At 64.4% G+C, this 17,187-nt stretch carries 12 protein-coding genes and 1 pseudogene; 9 read left to right on the top strand and 4 right to left on the bottom strand.

Translation table 11 applies throughout. The annotated features are described in order from the left end of the window. The first annotated feature begins 18 nt into the window (after positions 1 to 18). The 8 genes from AC13CE_RS01575 (at position 19) to AC13CE_RS01540 (ending at position 12,216) form a co-directional block, all read left to right on the top strand. Complete coding sequence (locus tag AC13CE_RS01575) at positions 19 to 2,361, top strand: PAS domain-containing sensor histidine kinase (RefSeq protein WP_482971259.1); 2,343 nt, start codon at positions 19 to 21, stop codon at positions 2,359 to 2,361. Continuing rightward, positions 2,358 to 2,795, top strand: coding sequence for a tRNA (adenosine(37)-N6)-threonylcarbamoyltransferase complex ATPase subunit type 1 TsaE (gene tsaE, locus AC13CE_RS01570; protein WP_482971258.1), 438 nt, complete (start codon positions 2,358 to 2,360; stop codon positions 2,793 to 2,795). The genes AC13CE_RS01575 and tsaE overlap by 4 nt, the downstream gene beginning before the upstream one ends. Further along, complete coding sequence (locus tag AC13CE_RS01565) at positions 2,792 to 3,781, top strand: aminoglycoside phosphotransferase family protein (RefSeq protein WP_482971257.1); 990 nt, start codon at positions 2,792 to 2,794, stop codon at positions 3,779 to 3,781. The genes tsaE and AC13CE_RS01565 overlap by 4 nt, the downstream gene beginning before the upstream one ends. After that, the gene (locus AC13CE_RS01560) at positions 3,778 to 4,500 is read left to right on the top strand and encodes a nucleotidyltransferase family protein (RefSeq protein ID WP_221539134.1); all 723 of its coding nucleotides are present in this window, start codon (positions 3,778 to 3,780) and stop codon (positions 4,498 to 4,500) included. The genes AC13CE_RS01565 and AC13CE_RS01560 overlap by 4 nt, the downstream gene beginning before the upstream one ends. Then, complete coding sequence (gene addB, locus AC13CE_RS01555) at positions 4,493 to 7,510, top strand: double-strand break repair protein AddB (RefSeq protein WP_482971256.1); 3,018 nt, start codon at positions 4,493 to 4,495, stop codon at positions 7,508 to 7,510. The genes AC13CE_RS01560 and addB overlap by 8 nt, the downstream gene beginning before the upstream one ends. Then, entirely contained in the window at positions 7,507 to 10,986 is a 3,480-nt protein-coding gene (gene addA / locus AC13CE_RS01550) for a double-strand break repair helicase AddA (protein ID WP_482971255.1), read from the top strand. The genes addB and addA overlap by 4 nt, the downstream gene beginning before the upstream one ends. A 53-nt stretch (positions 10,987 to 11,039) precedes the next feature. Next, positions 11,040 to 11,360, top strand: coding sequence for a thioredoxin (trxA, locus tag AC13CE_RS01545; RefSeq protein WP_221539128.1), 321 nt, complete (start codon positions 11,040 to 11,042; stop codon positions 11,358 to 11,360). Between the two features lie 70 nt (positions 11,361 to 11,430). Next, positions 11,431 to 12,216: a LysR substrate-binding domain-containing protein gene (locus AC13CE_RS01540; RefSeq protein WP_221539126.1), complete on the top strand. Its 786-nt coding sequence runs from the start codon at positions 11,431 to 11,433 to the stop codon at positions 12,214 to 12,216. Between the two features lie 20 nt (positions 12,217 to 12,236). Here AC13CE_RS01540 and AC13CE_RS01535 read toward each other — a convergent pair whose 3' ends face one another. The 4 genes from AC13CE_RS01535 to AC13CE_RS01520 all read right to left on the bottom strand — a co-directional run bounded on the left by AC13CE_RS01535 (position 12,237) and on the right by AC13CE_RS01520 (position 15,186). Further along, complete coding sequence (locus tag AC13CE_RS01535; RefSeq protein ID WP_482971254.1) at positions 12,237 to 13,337, bottom strand: endonuclease/exonuclease/phosphatase family protein; 1,101 nt, start codon at positions 13,335 to 13,337, stop codon at positions 12,237 to 12,239. Positions 13,338 to 13,492: 155 nt separating this feature from the next. After that, entirely contained in the window at positions 13,493 to 14,077 is a 585-nt protein-coding gene (locus tag AC13CE_RS01530; RefSeq protein ID WP_482971253.1) for a GNAT family N-acetyltransferase, read from the bottom strand. 52 nt (positions 14,078 to 14,129) lie between these two features. Beyond that, positions 14,130 to 14,792 (bottom strand): hypothetical protein, encoded by a 663-nt coding sequence (locus AC13CE_RS01525; protein WP_482971252.1) that lies wholly within the window; start codon positions 14,790 to 14,792, stop codon positions 14,130 to 14,132. Between the two features lie 121 nt (positions 14,793 to 14,913). Next, on the bottom strand, positions 14,914 to 15,186 hold the full coding sequence (locus AC13CE_RS01520; RefSeq protein ID WP_482971251.1) for a hypothetical protein: 273 nt from the start codon (positions 15,184 to 15,186) through the stop codon (positions 14,914 to 14,916). 627 nt (positions 15,187 to 15,813) lie between these two features. On the opposite strand from AC13CE_RS01520, the pseudogene AC13CE_RS01515 reads away from it, so the two are divergent. After that, positions 15,814 to 17,008 (top strand): annotated as a pseudogene (locus AC13CE_RS01515) (IS3 family transposase). Positions 17,009 to 17,187 lie beyond the last annotated feature (179 nt).

Here is a 17,187-nt window from a genome sequence, read left to right as displayed (position 1 = left end):
CAGAATAGCTGGCACGTAATGGAAATCTCGCCCATATTCCTGCCCGTCATCGGCGTGCTGCTTGCGCTGTGGACCGGCTGGGCGGTGTCGTTGATGCTCAAGGCGAGCCGCGATACGCAGAAGGCCGAGGCGCATCGCAAGGCGGCCAGGCGCCTTTCCCGTATGGTCGAGGAAGGCCCCGCCATCCCGCTGCTGGTGCGGGTGGACGGGCGGATCGAGGCACCCGACCGTTTCGCGCGGTGGATTGGTCTCGACAAGGTGCCCGAATATCTCAGCGAATTGGCCGGTCCCGAGGGGATGGGCCTTTCCGAAGAACAGGTCGAACGCCTGTCCGCCAATGTCCGCCGCACGCAGAAGAGTGCAAGGCCGTTCAAGATGGCATTGCGCCCGCCCGGCTCGCAGAAATCGCTCGCCCTGCGCGGCGCGCTGGCCGATCCCGCCGTCTCGCCCAGTGGCGCGGCGCTTATCTGGGTATTCGATTTTACCGAAACCGAAGACGAGCTTGCCCGCCTGAGCGAGGAGGCGGCCCGCGCGCGCGACGATTTCGGCGCCCTGGTCGGGCTGATCGAGGCCGCGCCCATGCCAATGTGGTTCCGCGGCGGGGATATGCAGCTTCGCCTTGTCAACAAGGCCTATGTCGAAGCGGTCGGCGCGCAAAGCGCGGATCAGGTCGTTGCCGAACAGATCGAACTGGTCGAAAAAGTGGGTGGACGCACCGCGGCACAGGTCGCTCAGCAATCTGCGGACCGCCGCCAGCCCATCGAGCGGATCCTGTCCGCTACGATCAATAATGCACGGCGCACGGTGCGAGTCACAGATTTGCCGCTGATGGGCGAAGGCATCGCCGGATACGCGATCGATATCGAGGAAATGGAAGAGCAGGCGCGTGAATTCCGCGCCTTCCGCGAAGCCCAACGCTCGATGCTCGACCAGCTTTCCATCGGTGTGGCGCAGTTCGATGCGCAGCAACGGATGAGCTTCGCCAACCAGCCGTTCCACCGGGTTTTCTCGCTGCCACCGGGCGTCGTGTCCGAACGTATCCGCTTCGACCAGATGCTGACGATTGCCCGCGAGAACGGAAAGATTCCCGAGGTCCGCGATTTTCCCGCCTGGCGCAAGGAAATGGCCGAGTGGTTCCTCATGGACGAGCCGGAGGAGGTAAACTGGCCGCTTCCGGACAGCACCCATTTGCGCATCGTCGCCCAGCCGCTGCCGGATGGCGGCCTCGTTCTGATCGCGGAAGACCGCACCGAACAGCTCGCCCTTTCGGCCACGCGCGACACGCTGCTGCGCACGCGCACGGCAACCTTCGACAGCCTGTTCGAAGCGCTGGCCGTGTTTGCGCCCGACGGCCATCTGGAGTTGTGGAACCGCGGTTTCCCCATCGCATGGGGGCTGGAAAGCGAAGTGCTGGACGGCCACCCGCAGGCCGAGCAATTGCTTGCGGAAATCGCCAAGCAGCTTGCCGATCCGAAGGCTATTTCCGAAATCGGACAGACGATCCGCGCAGCCACGCTCGACCGCAAGAAGCGCGATGGACGCATCGAACTCGCCGATGGTCGCACGCTGACCTATGCCGGCGTGCCGCTACCGGACGGCAACGGCCTGCTCACAGTGCTCGACGTGACCGCCTCGCAGCAGGCCGAAGAGGCGCTGCGCGAACGCAACCGGGCTCTGGAAGAGGCCGATGCGGTCATGACCCGTTTCCTCGCCAACATGTCCTATGAATTCCGCACGCCGCTGACGTCGATCGGCGGCTTCGCGGAATTGCTTGCACAGGGCATCGCGGGCGATCTCAGTTCGCAGGCTCGCGAATATGTCCAGGCGATTACCACTTCGGTCGGCAAGCTTACCGAACAGGTCGAAAACGTACTCGATCTCTCGCAGTCGGAAGCCGGCCTGATGCCCTTGCGCAAGACGAAGGTCGAACTTTTGCCTTTCATCGAACAGATCGTCAGGAAGCGCGAACAGGCGATACTCGGCGGGGGGCTCACGCTGGACCTCAATGGAAACGCGAACAAGGTGGTCGAGGCGGATCGCCAGCAATTGCAACGCGCGATCGGCCATCTGCTGGACAATGCCATCACGCATACCCCCCGCGGCGGGCGTATCCTGATCGACATTGCCAAGCGGCGCGGGCTCAATCGCATCGCGATTTCCGACAATGGCGAGGGGATGAGCCAGCATGAACTTGCCCGCGCGCTCGAGGGCATCCGTATGAGCGCCGACGGCAAGGGCATCGAACGCCGCCATGGCCTCGGCATCCCGCTCGCGCGCCAGCTGATCGAGGCGCATGGCGGAACGCTCGAATTCCAGTCCCGCAAGAATGCCGGCACTACGGCGACGATCACGCTGCCGTGACGGTTCCTCTTCCCGACCTTGCCGCCATGCAGGAATTCGGTGCGCGCATAGCTGCCAGGCTGGAACCGGGCGACGTGGTGGCGCTTTCCGGCGGTCTGGGAGCGGGGAAGACGACATTGGCGCGCGCGATCATCGCCGCGCTCGGGCACGAAGGCGAAGTGCCGTCACCGACATTCACCATCGTCGAGACTTATGACAATCTGCCGGTGCCACTGGTCCATGCCGATTTTTACCGGCTGGAGCATCCATCGGAGGCCGAGGAGATTGGCCTCGACGACTACCGCGAGGGAGCCGTATTGATCGCAGAATGGCCTGATCATGCGGGCGGTTTCGAGCATGAGCCGACTTGTCTCGCAATTGCGCTGGAAACGGTGGGCGAGGGCAGGCAGGCCATTGTGAAGCCGGGCGAGGCTTGGCAAAGCCGCATCCCATGAGCGACGCGTTACTCGAAGACATTCACGGCTTTCTCGGTGCAAGCCGCTGGGAAGGTGCCGAAATCGCCCCGCTGGTCGGGGATGCCAGTTTCCGCCGATATTTCCGCATCCGAAGGGGCGACCGAAGCGCGATGCTGATGCATGCGCCGCCGCCGCATGAAGATCCCCGTCCTTTCCTGCATGTCGCGAAATGGCTGAACGACAACGGCATGCGCGGACCGCAGATTTACCGCGAGGACGCCGCCAATGGCTGGGTGCTGACGGAAGATTTCGGCGACACGCGGATGAAAGAATGGATCGACGACCACCCCGGCGACGAACACGATATCTACGCCAAGGCGATCGATGCGCTGGTCCAGCTTCACCGCCTGCCGTCCGGCCCGTTCGAGCCCTATGATATGGCGGTCTATCAGCGCGAAGCGGCGCTGTTTACCGAATGGTACTGCCCTGCGGCCGGCCTGAGTGTCGATCAAGCGGGCTGGACCAGAGCATGGGAGGAAGCGCTCGCGCCTATGCTCCCGCGGCAGGACCCGGGCGTCACGGTCCTGCGAGATTATCATGCGGAGAACATCATGCTGCTCGAAGAGGGCAAGCTGGCTGGCGAACAGGGACTGATCGATTTCCAGGACGCGCTGGTAGGGCATCGCGCCTATGACATCGTCAGCCTTCTGCAGGACGCGCGGCGGGACGTGTCCGAACAGCTCGAACACGACATGCTATGCCGCTATCGCGCCGCGACCGATCCCGGCGAGCATTTCGAGGCCGATTACGCGCGGCTCGGCGCGCAGCGGAATGCCAAGATCGTCGGCATCTTTACCCGGCTTTACAAGCGTGACGGAAAACCGCGTTATCTCGACATGATCCCGCGCGTCTGGAAGGCGATGGAGCGCGATCTTGCGCATGAGGCGATGGCGCCGGTCGCTGCATGGTTCGATGCGAATATCCCGCAGGCGCTTCGCGATGCCCATGGTGGAGAGATCGCTTGAGCAAACTTGTCACCGATACGGCAATGCTGATGGCTGCCGGTCTCGGCAAGCGTATGCGGCCGCTCACGGCCTCCACGCCCAAGCCGATGGTTCGCGTCGCCGGGAAGCCCTTGATCGACCGTGCACTCGACCGGCTGGAGGATGCGGGGGTCGAGAAGGCGGTGGTCAATGTCCACTATCTCGCCGAATCGATCGAAGCGCATTTGAAGCCACGAAAATGTCCGGCGGTGAGTTTTTCGGACGAGCGCGAGGAATTGCTCGAGACCGGCGGCGGCATGGTGAAGGCCAATGACGCCGGCCTGCTGCCCGATCCGTTCTACGCCTGCAATGCGGATAGCGTCTGGCTCGACGGGCCGCGCAATGCCTTCGCCGATCTTTCCGATGCCTGGGATCCGGAGAAGATGGACGCGCTGCTGCTGGTGGTGACGCATGCCCGGGCAAAGAATTTCGACGGTACGGGCGATTTCTACATGGACGGTGCGGGTCGACTTACGCGCAAGTTGCCGGGCCGCATCGCGCCCTTCATCTACACTGGCATCCAGCTCGTTTCGCACCGTCTCCTGCGCGATGCGCCCGAGGGCAAGTTCTCGACCAATATCCTGTGGGACCGCGCTATCGGGGAAGGCCGCCTTTATGGCGTCGCCTTCACCGGCATGTGGTACGAAGTCGGCACGCCTGCACACATCAGACCGACCGAAGAGGCCCTGACGGGTGGCTGAAGGGCGGGCCGGGCCGCGTGTCTATACCATAGCCGCGCACCGGGGCTTTGCCGATGCGCTCGTCGCGGGTCTGGTACCGCGTTATTCCGATCCCGAACTCGGGTTGGCGAGGCTCACCTTGCTTTTGCCAAGCAGCCGCGCGCGGCGCACCGTGTCCGAGGCTTTCATTCGCCACGCCGGAGACGAGGGGCGTGCGGGCCTGTTGATGCCGCGCATGGCGGTGGTGGGCGATCTCGATCTTGACGAGGCGCTCGGGCCACTGCTTGATCCGCTGGGGGCTAGCGAAATACCGCCCGCCATCGACCCGCAGCGCCGCATGTTCGCGCTTGCTCGCCTGATCGCGGAGGAGATGGGGGAAGAAGCTCCCAAGGGCGCGACATTGCTGCGGCTGGCGCGCGAAGCAGGGGCGACCATGGACCGCCTGCTGGTCGAGGATGTCGGGCCGGAACAACTGCTTGACGATAAGGTCGTCGGCATTTTCCCGGACCTGTCGAGGCACTGGCAGGATTCGATCCGGCTCTTCGCCAACGTCCAGGTCAAATGGCTGGCATGGCTGGGCGAAAACTATGTGCTCGACGCCGCCGCGCGACGCAACCGCCTGTTCGACAAGGCGCGCGAGGCGTGGAAGGCGAACCCGCCCGCATCGCCCATCGTCGCGGCAGGTGTCACCAGCGCCGCGCCCGCACTCGCCAAGCTGCTACGGGTTGTGAGCGAACTGCCGCAAGGCGCAGTAATTCTTCCCGATTTCGATCTCACCATGGATGCAGCGGTGTGGGACGAGCTTGGCCGCGCAGGCGATCGCCCGACGCCGGAAGACACCGCCTTCGCTCGTGAGGATGCGGTGACGCATCCCCAGTATCACCTCAAACTACTGCTGAACCGCATGGGCGTGGCGCGCGAGGAAGTGCAGCCCTGGCATCGCAAGGGCATGACCGCTGCGTCGCCCGAGCGCAGCCATGCGATCTCTGCGCTGTTCCTCCCTCCCGAAGCGAGCAAGGTCTGGGTCGACCTGCCACCCGAAAAGCGCCGCCTTTCGGGGGTGCGGATCATGGAAGCCACCAATCCCGAGGAGGAGGCGCAGGCGATCGCGCTGCTGGTGCGCAAGGCGCTGGCAGAGCCGGAAAGGCGCGTCGCCGTGGTTACGCCCGACCGCCCGCTTGCAAGGCGCGTGGTGCATCACCTCGCGCGCTGGAACATCGTTGCCGACGATTCCGCCGGACGTCCGCTTTCGCACACTGCCGCGGGCCGTGCTTTCCTGCTCGCTGCCGAAGTCATGGCCGAAGGCGCGCGGGCGGTGCCGCTGATGGCACTGCTCGGCCACCCGCTGGTCGATGGCGGGATGGAGCGCGGCATCTGGCTGCGGCGACTGCGCAGGCTGGAGCGTGAATTGCGCGGGCCGCGCCTCACGCCCGGGCTCGAACCGGCGCGCGCGGAGATTGCGAAGCTCACCCAGCGCCACCCCGAAATGGCCGAGTGGTGGGCGATTGCCGAGGAGCTGCTGGTTCCGCTGGTCGAGATCGACCGTGAAACGCCCGCCAGCCTCGCCGAATTGATCGATACGCTCGCAGCCAGTGCCGAGGCGCTGTGCGGCGAAAAGCTCTGGGCGCAGGAAGATGGCCGCACGCTCGCCGGGTTCGTCGAGGAATTTCGCCTCCACGCACGCGAATCCGGTTTTGCCGTCGCCCCCCGCGATGTCGCCGCGGTGCTTGCCGATGCAATGGAAGAGCGTGCGGTACGCCCGCCCTATGGCGGCCATGCGCGGGTGCAGGTGCTGGGCCTGCTCGAAGCGCGGATGAACCGGGCGGACCTCGTGATCTGTGCCGGCCTGAACGAGGGGGTGTGGCCCGCACGCGGGAGTATCGATGCCTTGCTCGCCCCGCCGGTCCTGCGTGCGCTTGGGGTGCCGGGTGGGGACTTTCGCATCGGCCTATCCGCGCATGACCTGGCGGGCGCGATGGGTGCGCCCGAAGTGGTCCTGAGCCGATCGAACCGCGACGAGGGCGGCCCTGCTATTCCCAGCCGTTTTCTCCTGCGCGTGCAAGCGCTGCTCGGCGACCTCCTGCCCCGCCATCAGGACAGCGAAATTATCGCGCTCGCTCGCGCCATGACCCGTGCCGAGCCGGCTCCCGACTATCCGCGCCCCATGCCCAGGCCCACTCCGCAGCAGCGCGACGTGGACATTTCCGCCACCGCGCTCGATAGGCTGCTGGGCGACCCATACCAGTTCTTCGCGCAGAAGATCATGGGCCTGTCCGATCTGGATGCGCTCGATGCCGATCCGAACCCGCTGTGGCAGGGCAATATCGCGCATGAAATCCTAGAGCTCTGGCACAAGGCGCATAAATCCGACCCCGCAGCGCGGATCGCGCCGATTATGAAGCAGGTGCTTGACGAGGAGAACGCCGATCCGCTGGTCCGAGGCCTGTGGCAGCCGCGCCTGCAGAAGGCACTCGAATGGATCGAGGAAACTGTCACAAGCTATTCGGATCGCAAGGTTTTGGCGGTCGAAGCGAAGGGCTCGATGCATTTCGAGGATGTCTTCGTCCACGGCCGCGCCGACCGGATCGACCGGTTGGAGGACGGCAGCCTCGCCATTGTCGATTACAAGACCGGCAAACCGCCCAGCGCGAGCATGGTCGAGCAGGGCTTCGCGCTCCAGCTCGGCATCCTCGGGCTGATCGCCGAACAGGACGGCTTCACGGAGGCGCCGGGGCAGCCGGGCGCGTATGAATACTGGTCGTTAGGCCGCGCGAAGGACGATAACCCGCACGGCTTCGGCTATGTCGAGGTGCCACTCAAGATGGGCAAGAAGCGTAGCGGCATCGAGCCGGAAGAATTCCTCCCACTGACCCGCGCCAAGCTTGGCGAAGCCATCGGCAAATACATTAAGGGCGATGCGCCGTTCACCGCGCGCGAGAATCCCGACTATCCGGCCTACGACACATATGACCAGCTGATGCGGCTCGAGGAATGGCTCCCACGCCAGGCCGATGAGGGGGACGCCCCGTGAGCGGCAAGGTCTATCCCCTAGAGGGTGCGCAAGGCCTTAGCGTGAACCCGCTGGAAAGCGTCTGGCTTTCCGCCAGCGCCGGGACGGGCAAGACGCAGGTGCTCTCCGCACGAGTGCTGCGGCTGCTGCTCCAGCCGGGGGCCGATCCCTCGCAGATACTCTGCCTCACCTTCACCAAAGCGGGCGCAGCCGAGATGGCGGTGCGCGTCAACGCGGTGCTTGCGCGCTGGGTACGCATGGACGCGGGGCAACTGGCGAAGGAACTGGGCCATCTCGGCGCGCCCATCGATCCGGACACGCAGGCCCGCGCCCGCTCGCTCTTCGCCCGCGTGCTCGATTGCCCGGGCGGCGGCCTGCGCATCGACACGATTCACGCTTTCGCCCAATATTTGCTGGGCGCCTTCCCGAGCGAGGCAGGCGTGCTCCCCGGCAGTCAGCCGATGGAAGACCGCGACCGCGACCTGCTCAGCCGCGACGTGCTTTCCGACTTGCTGGCCGAAGGCGATGCGCAGATTCGCGAGGCGGTAGCCGAAATGAGCCGCCGCAAGGGCCCCGATGCGGTGCTCGGCTGGCTCATGCGCTGCGCTCGCCACAAGGAATTGTGGGACCAACCGGGCTGGCAGACTGGCCTAGATCAGCCGGTGCGCCGCCTGCTGGGTATCCCGGTCGATGCGGACGCAGGCTGGGTGGCGGAAGCCTGTTCGGATGACGTGTTCCCTGTCGCCGACCTGCTTGCCTGCAGCCGCATCAATGCGGATTGGGGCAGCAAGACGGGTCTCGACAATGCCGATTTCGCTTCCGGGTGGCTGGCAGCGAGCGAGGGCGAACGCCTTGCGCGGATCGACCAGTTCCTCGGCACGCTGCTGACCAAGAAGGGCGAGCCGAGCCGCCTGTCGAATCTCGAAAAGGTCGATCCCTCCTACGGCCTTCATATCGCCCGCGTGCTGGAGGGGGTCGAACAGGTGCGTGAACGCGCCTCCCTGCTCGATCTCGCCGCCTTCCTCGCCCCGCAATTGACCGCCGGCCGCGCCTTCGCCCGGCGCTGGGAAGAGGCCAAGGCACGCGAAGGCCTCGTCGATTTCGACGATCTCATTCACCGCGCCGCGCGGCTGCTCTCCTCCAGCCAGATGGCCGACTGGATCCGCTACAAGCTCGACCGCAGCTTCGATCATATCCTCGTCGATGAAGCGCAGGATACCAACCGCGCGCAATGGGCCATCGTGAAGGCGCTGACCGACGATTATTTCGACGGGCTGGGCGCGCATGGGAATGCCGTGCGAACCATCTTCACCGTTGGCGACTACAAGCAGGCGATCTTCGGTTTCCAGGGCACCAGCCCGGAAAACTTCCGCGAAGCGCGCGACTATTTCCGTGAGCGAATGGAAGCCGCAGCCCTCGCCGCCGAACAGGCGCGCGCCGATGTGAATGCGGGGCGATTACGCGAATTCGACCTCGAGCGCAGCTATCGCACCAACCAGACCGTGCTCAGCTTCGTCGACGATGCGATCCGTACGATCGGGCCGCAGGGTTTGGGCCTCGAGAAGAGCGATGGCGAACATATCGGCAGCGAAACGCCCGGTCTCGTCACGCTGTGGAAGGATGTCCGCGTTGCGGAGGGCGAAGATGACGACGGGGAGCAGAAGAACGGCTGGCTCGCCCGGCATGACCGGCTGATCGCGGACCGGATCGCGCGGCAGGTCGCCGAATGGCTCGATCCCAAGGGCGAAGGCTTTACGCTGGTCAAGGGTGACAGGCCCCGCCGTGCAGGCGCGGGCGATGTCATGGTGCTGGTGCAGAAGCGGCGCGAGCTTGCCTCGCTGATCGTCGCACGGCTCTATGCGCATGGCGTGCCGGTGGCGGGTGTCGACCGGCTCAGGCTCGGCAATCCGCTGGCGGTGAAGGATTTGATGGCGGCAATCCGTTTCGCCGCGCAGCCGCTGGATGATCTCACGCTTGCCAACCTCCTCGTTTCGCCGCTGGTCGGCTGGAGCCAGGAAGATCTGCTCGCCTATGGCTGGCGCGAGAAGGGCATGCGGTTGTGGGAGCATCTGCGCGGTTCGGACGAACCGTTCGTGGTGCAGACCGTCCACACTTTGCGCGAAATTCTCCGCCGCGCCGATTTCGACAGTCCGCAGCAATTGCTGCACTGGATTCTGGTCGGCCCGATGGATGGACGACGCAAGCTGGTTGCAAGACTGGGACGCGAGGCGAACGACCCGTTGGACGAACTGCTCAACGCGGCCAATGCCTGTGCCAGCAGCCATGTGGCAAGCCTGCAGGGTTTCATTCGCTGGTTCGATGCTGGCGATGGCGAGCTGAAGCGCGAAGCGGGTGAGGGCGGGGATCAGGTCCGCGTGATGACCGTCCACGGATCCAAGGGTTTGCAGGCCCCCATCGTGATTCTCGCCGATGCGGCGATCCGTCCTGATGCCTCGGGCGATCTGTCGCTGGAGGAAACACCGCTCGGCTCGGCCGAGAGCAACGTCATCCCGCTTCCTTCGCTGACCAAGGACGAAAAGGTCGGCCCGGTGCGCGCGGTGGAGGAAGCGAATGCCGCACGCTCGATGCAGGAACATTGGCGATTGCTCTATGTCGCCATGACCCGCGCGGAGGAAGCGCTGTTCATCGGCGGCTCGCTCGGCCCGCGCGATGCGAAGAACGGTCCGCATGAAGACAGCTGGTATGCGCGACTGGCGGCGCTGTTCGATGCCGATGCGGCGCTTGAAGACCCGATCTGGGGGGCGCGCTGGGAAGTGGGCGAACGCGCGCCTTCCGTATCGCCTACGGACAAGCGCGCGGCTGCACCTGTCTCGGAACTGCCCGACTGGGCGCGGCAACCCGTCGGCCCTGAGCCGCGCCCGCCGCGTCCGCTTGCGCCATCGGGCCTTGGAGAGGTCGAAGGCAGCGATCCGCCGCTCCCGCCCGAAGTGGCGGCAGGGGCTGCGCGGCGCGGCGTGCTGATCCACGCGCTGCTCGAACGCCTGCCCGAGGTGACGAGTGATAAACGCGAAGAGCGGGCGCGTGCCTGGCTCGCCCATCAGGCACCCGATCTGGCGGAGGAAGAGCGGGAGGAAATGCTCGCCCGCGCGCTTGCCGTGCTTGCCGAACCCGGCTTCGCCGAGATTTTCGGAGCGGGAGCGCTGGCGGAAATTCCGCTTGCCGCCACGGTCGAGGGGCAGGTCGTCATGGGTACGGCCGACCGGCTGCTGGTGACCAGCGAAAAAGTGGTGGTGGTCGATTTCAAGACCGCCCGCCGCCCGCCGACCTCGATAGACACCATACCCGACAGCACCATGCGCCAGATGGCCGCCTATGTCGCGGCGCTTGAAGCGATCTATCCCGGGTACCCCGTCGAGGCCGCCGTGCTCTATACCCAGACGCCGCAACTCATCGCCTTGCCTGCCGATAAACTCGCCGCTTACAAGGCCGCGTTTGCGGATCGGCAGGAAAGCTTTCCTGTGAGCACCGTTGAGTAATTGACCCCCGCGCCCATATGAACGGGCAAGACATCAGACTTCAGGAGTATCCCATGGCCACGATCAACGTCACCGACGAAGGCTTCCAGACAGACGTTCTCGATAGCGACAAGCCCGTCCTCGTGGATTTCTGGGCCGAATGGTGCGGGCCGTGCAAGATGATCGCTCCGGCGCTGGAAGAACTTTCGGACGAGCTGGCCGACAAGGTGACTATCGCCAAGATGGACATCATGGAAAACACCGGCGTACCCGGAAAGATGGGCGTGCAGTCGATCCCCTACCTGGTATTGTTCAAGAACGGCGAACCGGCGGCACACATGCGCGGTGCGGCACCCAAGGGACAGCTCAAGCAGTGGCTCGAAGCCGAGCTTTAAGCCTGCCTTTCGCATCATCATTCCGCCGCAATCTTGTTTTGCGGTGCAACATTGCTAAACGCGTGAGACCATGAAGCGCACGCATCTGCCCCTCAACGCCCTGCGCGTCTATGACGCAGCGGCCCGCCACCTCAGTTTCACCCGCGCCGCGGACGAGCTGGCGGTGACGCCTGCCGCGGTCGGCCAGCAGATTCGCGCGCTCGAAGATCACCTCGGCACCGTGCTGTTCCGCCGCACCAGCAAGGGACTGGAGCTGACGCAGGAAGGCGCGGCGGGGCTCGACGCTCTGCGCGAAGGCTTCCTCAAGTTCGAGGAAAGCGTCTCCGCCATGCAGGCGGGACAGGCCAGCGACAGCTATACCATCGCCTGCCCGCGCGAATTCTATGCGCAGTGGCTCGCCCCGCGGCTGGCCGCCTTCGCGAAGGAAAATCCCGACATCCGCTTTGCCTTCGTGGCGGACGAGAATGCCGATTTCACCGAAGCGAATCTCGACTGCGCGATCCGCTTGGTCGATGGCCCGGGCGATTTGCAGGGCGTCGAACTCGCCGCCGCGCGCCGGGTGACGGTGGCCGCGCCGGGTGCGCCGGACAAGTGGATCGACTGGGGCCTGCCGCTGCAGGACGGCGTGCAGGCGCATGTCACGGTAAGCAATGCCGGACAGGCGCTCTCGGGCGCGATGGCGGGGCTGGGCAAGGCGATCCTGCCCGAACTGCTCGCCAAGGAAGCGATCGAGGCAGGGCAGCTAGAAGTGCTCGATGGACCGGAACAGGGCACGCGCGCCTACTGGCTCGTCGCCCCCACGCCGCAATGGCGCACCAAAAAGGTGAAATCGCTGGTGGCCTTCCTTTCGGCCTGACCGGCCCGGGGTTTCTTCGCTTATTCCCCCTGTGCCTGGTCTTCGACGGCGTCTTCCTTGTACTCCTCCATCACGTCGCGGGATTCCTCGCGGTCATCCGCATCGGCGTCTTCCGCTCCGTCATTTACGGCGCGTGCGGTGGCGGGGTCGAGGCACAGCCTCGCGATGATCGGCCGGTGGTCGGAATTGACAGATGGCAGAACCTGCATCTCCCGCATCAGGAATTCGTCGGTCAGGAACAGGTGATCGAGCGGCCAGCCAAGCCAGATCATGTTCGCCGGAAAAGTCGCGAAGGTGCCGCGGCCTACGCGGGGATCCAGAAACTCGCCAGTTTTCATGAACAGCGAAGTGGTGTTCGACCAGGCGACATCGTTGAAATCGCCGATGGCCATGACGGGTATGGATGATTCCCTGGCGTGGCGGGCGGCAACCACCAGCTCGGCATCGCGTTCCTCCGTATCCTGTCCGGGATGCGGTGGGCGCGGGTGCAGCGCGATCATGCGGAAATCGCGTTCGCCTGCGGTAATGGTTGCGAATATCGAGGGCGTATCGGCCTGCGCCAGGTCACGGATCATCGCATCGCGCGTTTCCAGCCGGGTATAGAACGCCATGCCATAGGTATTATCGATCGGTCGTTCGAGTTTCGTAGGGTATCGAGCCACCGCAGGCTGCATCGCATCGAGCCATGCCTGGTCGGTTTCCATCAGCAATAGCATGTCGGGATCGGTCCGCTCGATCAGATCCAGCGTCGCGCCATAGTCGCGGTTCTTCTGCAGGACATTGAGCGAAAGGACGGAGAAGCACGCATCGCCCGGTTCGGTATCGACGTCCATCTGCGCCACCGTGGTCGGGGAAAGCGGGGTATAGGGGTAGATGCGATAGATTTGCCACAGCGTCAGCGCCGCCATGGCCAGCGGCAGCCAGGGCCTCCAGCCACGATCAACCTGCCACATGATCAGCCCCAGCAGCACCATCGCCGCGACCAGCTGCACGCGGGGGAAATCCCACATGCGAATCCACCACTGGTTCAGATCACTGGTGCTCAGCAATACGCCTCCGATCAGGATCACGGAAACGATGCGCAGTCCCCACAGGATTGCGGGATGCACGGCGGAAGGCATTGTTTTGTTGATCGTTCTTCCCCTCACTCAGGTGCCTGGACTATATCACCGGCGCAGCAGGGATGAAGCGAAATATCGGATTCCTTCCCCGCGCCATGTCGGCCTGCTCATGCTGCGGAAGCTGTTGGCCTCTCTATCGGCCTGACCAACCGGGTTTAGCCCCGAAACGCCGCATATACCGCGGCGATGCCCGGCGGATCGCCGGCCGCTTCCAGCCGTTCCAGAGCCTCGTCCACGCCGAGCGTATAGGACAGCACCGTGCCGTCCGATCCGCTGCGTTCGCCGCCCAGCAGGCGGGCAAAGGCGATGGCGCTGCGGTTTTCCGCCAGCGTGTCCATGCTGAAGCGCGCGATGCCCTCTGCTCGCGCCTCGTGCAGCAGCGTGGCGGTGAGGATCTTGCCCAGTCCCATGCCGTGCCATTCGTCGAGTATGCCCACGGAAAACTCCGCACACCCGCGGTCTTCGGCATCGCGGAAGGCGTGGACCGCACCGATCGCGGGCTCTTCCGCGTCGGATGTGTCGATCGCCCCCCAGGCGAGATGCATGTCGCCATCGGCATCGAGCAGCCGGTCGATCACCCAGTCGGGCGGGGTGGAGGCGCCGGAGAAGAAGCGCATATAGCGCGAATGCGGGCTCATCCGTGCGATGCCCTGCCTGATGCGCGCCTCGTCATCGCGCGTCACGCGGCGCAGGCAGACGGGCGTGCCGTTCTCCAGCCGGGTTTCGATGATGTCGGGCATCGGGGTGATCATGACGGGGGCAGCATAGCAGCGCTACGGCGCGGGGGGAGGTCTAATCGTCGCCCGGCTCAGGCAGCGCTCTGTCGCGCTCGTCCTCACGCACAGCCTCCCGCGCCAGCCGGTCGGCGAAGTGGCGGGAAAGGGCGCATTCGCGGGTTTCCTCGGCCTGACCCTGCGCGCCGTCGGTACGGGCGGGCAGGCTCGCCAGCACTTCGCGGCGGATGCGTTCATAGACGGGGTGGCCGGGGCGGATATGCTCGGAATAGCGTTCAGGGCGGCGGTTGCGCAGGAAGAACATCACCAACGCCTCGTTATGCTTGGTGCCATAGGTGATCAGGCCGCCGTCGCCATCGGTCTTCCATACGGGCGTGCCCTGGATAGCGCGGGCGAGCGCGCTGTCCTCCAGCCGCTGCACCCCGCGCTCCAGCGCCGCATCCCAGGCCGCCGCAAAGCCCTCCGCGCCCGGCTTGTTGCGCAGCTTGTAGAGCGCCTCCATGCTCTTGCCGATGGAGAGCGCCGCCTGCGTGACGATCCCTGTGGCCGCAAGGCTGGCGACAAAGCGCCGCTGGAGCGTTGGTGTGATAGAATTGGAACGCGGCTGCATGTGGAGATAGGGCGCGAAACCGAGCAGCGGATCGTCCGCAGCTGGCTCGGGCGCGACATGCGCGACGGCGGAGGTGGCCTGGCGGGCGATCTTGCGGGTCGGTTCAGTCATGTTGCTTCCCGTCATTGCGAGGAGCCGCAGACGACGCGGCAATCCATGGCGATGGTCTATGGATTGCTTAGCTACGCTCGCAATGACGTGTAGGAAAACGCTTTCGATCTGGCGCTTTAAGCTAGTTCCCCTTCAGCCACGCCAGCGCGCCTGCTTCCATCCCCTTGAACTTGGGCCAGCCCTCCGGCTCGTCCGCCAGCGGCGCGCAGAGGAGGGCGGTGCCTTCGGGCAATTGCCACTTGATCCGGTGATAGAGTTTGGAGCGGGTGAGGGCGGAGCGCACCAGCCAGAGGCCCTCTGCCAGCGGATGCCCGTCCCCATGCAGGTCGAGCGGCTGGGAAGGAGCGGCCCCGGGTTCGTGCCAGATCAGGTAGAGCGAGGTTTCGTCGGCCATACCGGATCAATGCAAGACCGCCCCAATGGTTCGGGGAATATCCGCAATCCATCTGCCGGGAGTGTCCCGGTCCGCGCCCAGCGGACCGCAAGCGCGACCGCGCGCCGCGCCTTATGGCGCGAAGCCAAGGAGCGCGGATGCGCTCCGCCCGGCGCCTGAGGGCGCAAAACAAAAACCGCAAAGCCGAACAAGGCTCTCGGTCAGGCTCCCCTAACCCAACAGCCCGAACACCAGCGCGAGCAGCGCAAACCCCACCAGCCCGGCGATGAAGATCGCCCGGTTGCGGCGCTTGGTCAGGATGATCTCCGGCCCGCGCACCTAGTCGGCATCATAGTGGATGGGTTCGTCGTTTCGGTCCTCTGGTGTGGGCATGGCGTTCTCCTTGCCGGACCAACGGGTGAGGGGCGGGGAGAGGTTCCGAGAGGGATAAGTCCAGCGCCCCAGAAAATTCCAGCCACTGAACCCCGTGATTTGCCACCGCTCCATAAGCGGTGGCAAATCATTCTACTCTTCGCTTGCTACACAGCATGTAGAGCGCTCCCAGACTGCTCTGCCACCTGAAAACTGGACCATTTCTGGTTAGAGTTTTCCGCCGTATGTATCCTTGGCTGGGCGATGAGTTACGGCATGAAGGCATCGAAGTTTACGGACGCGCAGAAGGCGTTCGTGGTGAAGCAGGGGGAAGAAGGAACTCCCGTGGCGGAGATTTGCCGCAAGGCAGGAATCAGCCAGGCAACCTACTTCAACTGGAAGAAGAAATACGCGGGGCTGATGCGGTGTTGCTTCGCAACGCCTTCGGCTCCGGAGATGCGGCGGCTGCGCGAGCTGGAGGACGAGAACGGCCGGCTGAAGAAGATCGTGGCTGACCTGACTTTGGATCGGGAGATGCTGCAGGACGTTATCAAGCGAAAGCTCTGAGGTCGGATCGCAAGCGCGAGATTATCGACGCGGTTCGGCAGGACTGGCAGGTAACGATCCGCAGGGCATGTTCGGCTTTGCACTTCGATCTATCCACCTACCACTACCAGTCCCGCCGAAGCGATCCGGCCTTTCTGAAGAAGCGGATCAAGGAGATCTGCGAGACGCATGTCCGCTATGGCTACCGGCGGGTGTATTACATCCTGCGCCGCGATGGTTGGCATGTGAACCTGAAGAAGGTTTACAGGCTTTACAGGGAGTTGGGCTTGCAGCTGCGCAACAAGACGCCCAAGCGGCGGGTTAAGGCGAAGCTGCGCGAGGATCGCGCGCCTGCTATCCGGCCGAACGATGTGTGGGCGATGGACTTTGTGCACGACCAGCTAGCAACGGGTCGCAAGCTTCGCATCCTGACGGTGGTCGATACGTTCTCGCGGCTCTCACCGGTAATCGATCCCCGGTTCAGCTACCGGGGCGAGAATGTGGTTGCTACGCTGGACGCGACTTGCCGGAAGATCGGCTACCCGAAGACGATACGAGTGGACAATGGCAGTGGAAGCGCAGCTGTGCAAAGCACAATTTATCTCTCGGGACATGGATCTGTGGGCTTACCAGCGCAGTGTGATCCTCGACTTCTCCCGCCCTGGCAAGCCCACAGACAATGCGTTCATCGAAGCGTTTAACAGCAAGCTGCGCAGCGAATGCCTGAACGCGCACTGGTTTCTGTCGCTGCAAGATGCCCCCCGAAAAGCTGGAGGCCTGGCGTAGACACTACAATGAAGAGCGACCGCACAGCGCGATTGGGAATATCCTCCCGATCATGCTGGCAAACTCAGCCGGTGCAACCAGCCCACCGGATCTGGGAAAGGCGGAAAACTCCAGACCCAAGCGGTCCAAGGTTGGGTAGCAGTGCAAACAACCGTCCGGCTCGAATCCCAGCTGGGGGAAAGCTGGGGGTCATGTGTGGACGGCTCTCGCTGCGCAAGAGTTTTCTGCAGTGATGAGATCGGTCGGGTGCATCCATGTGTTCGGCCTGTTCGCGCAGCACCGTATGGCTGCTGGCCCTGATGAAGTCCGCAGGTCGGC

The sequence above is a fragment of the Qipengyuania sp. B-5 genome, assembly GCF_056857815.1.
This window is presented reverse-complemented; position numbering and strand designations above follow the sequence as displayed.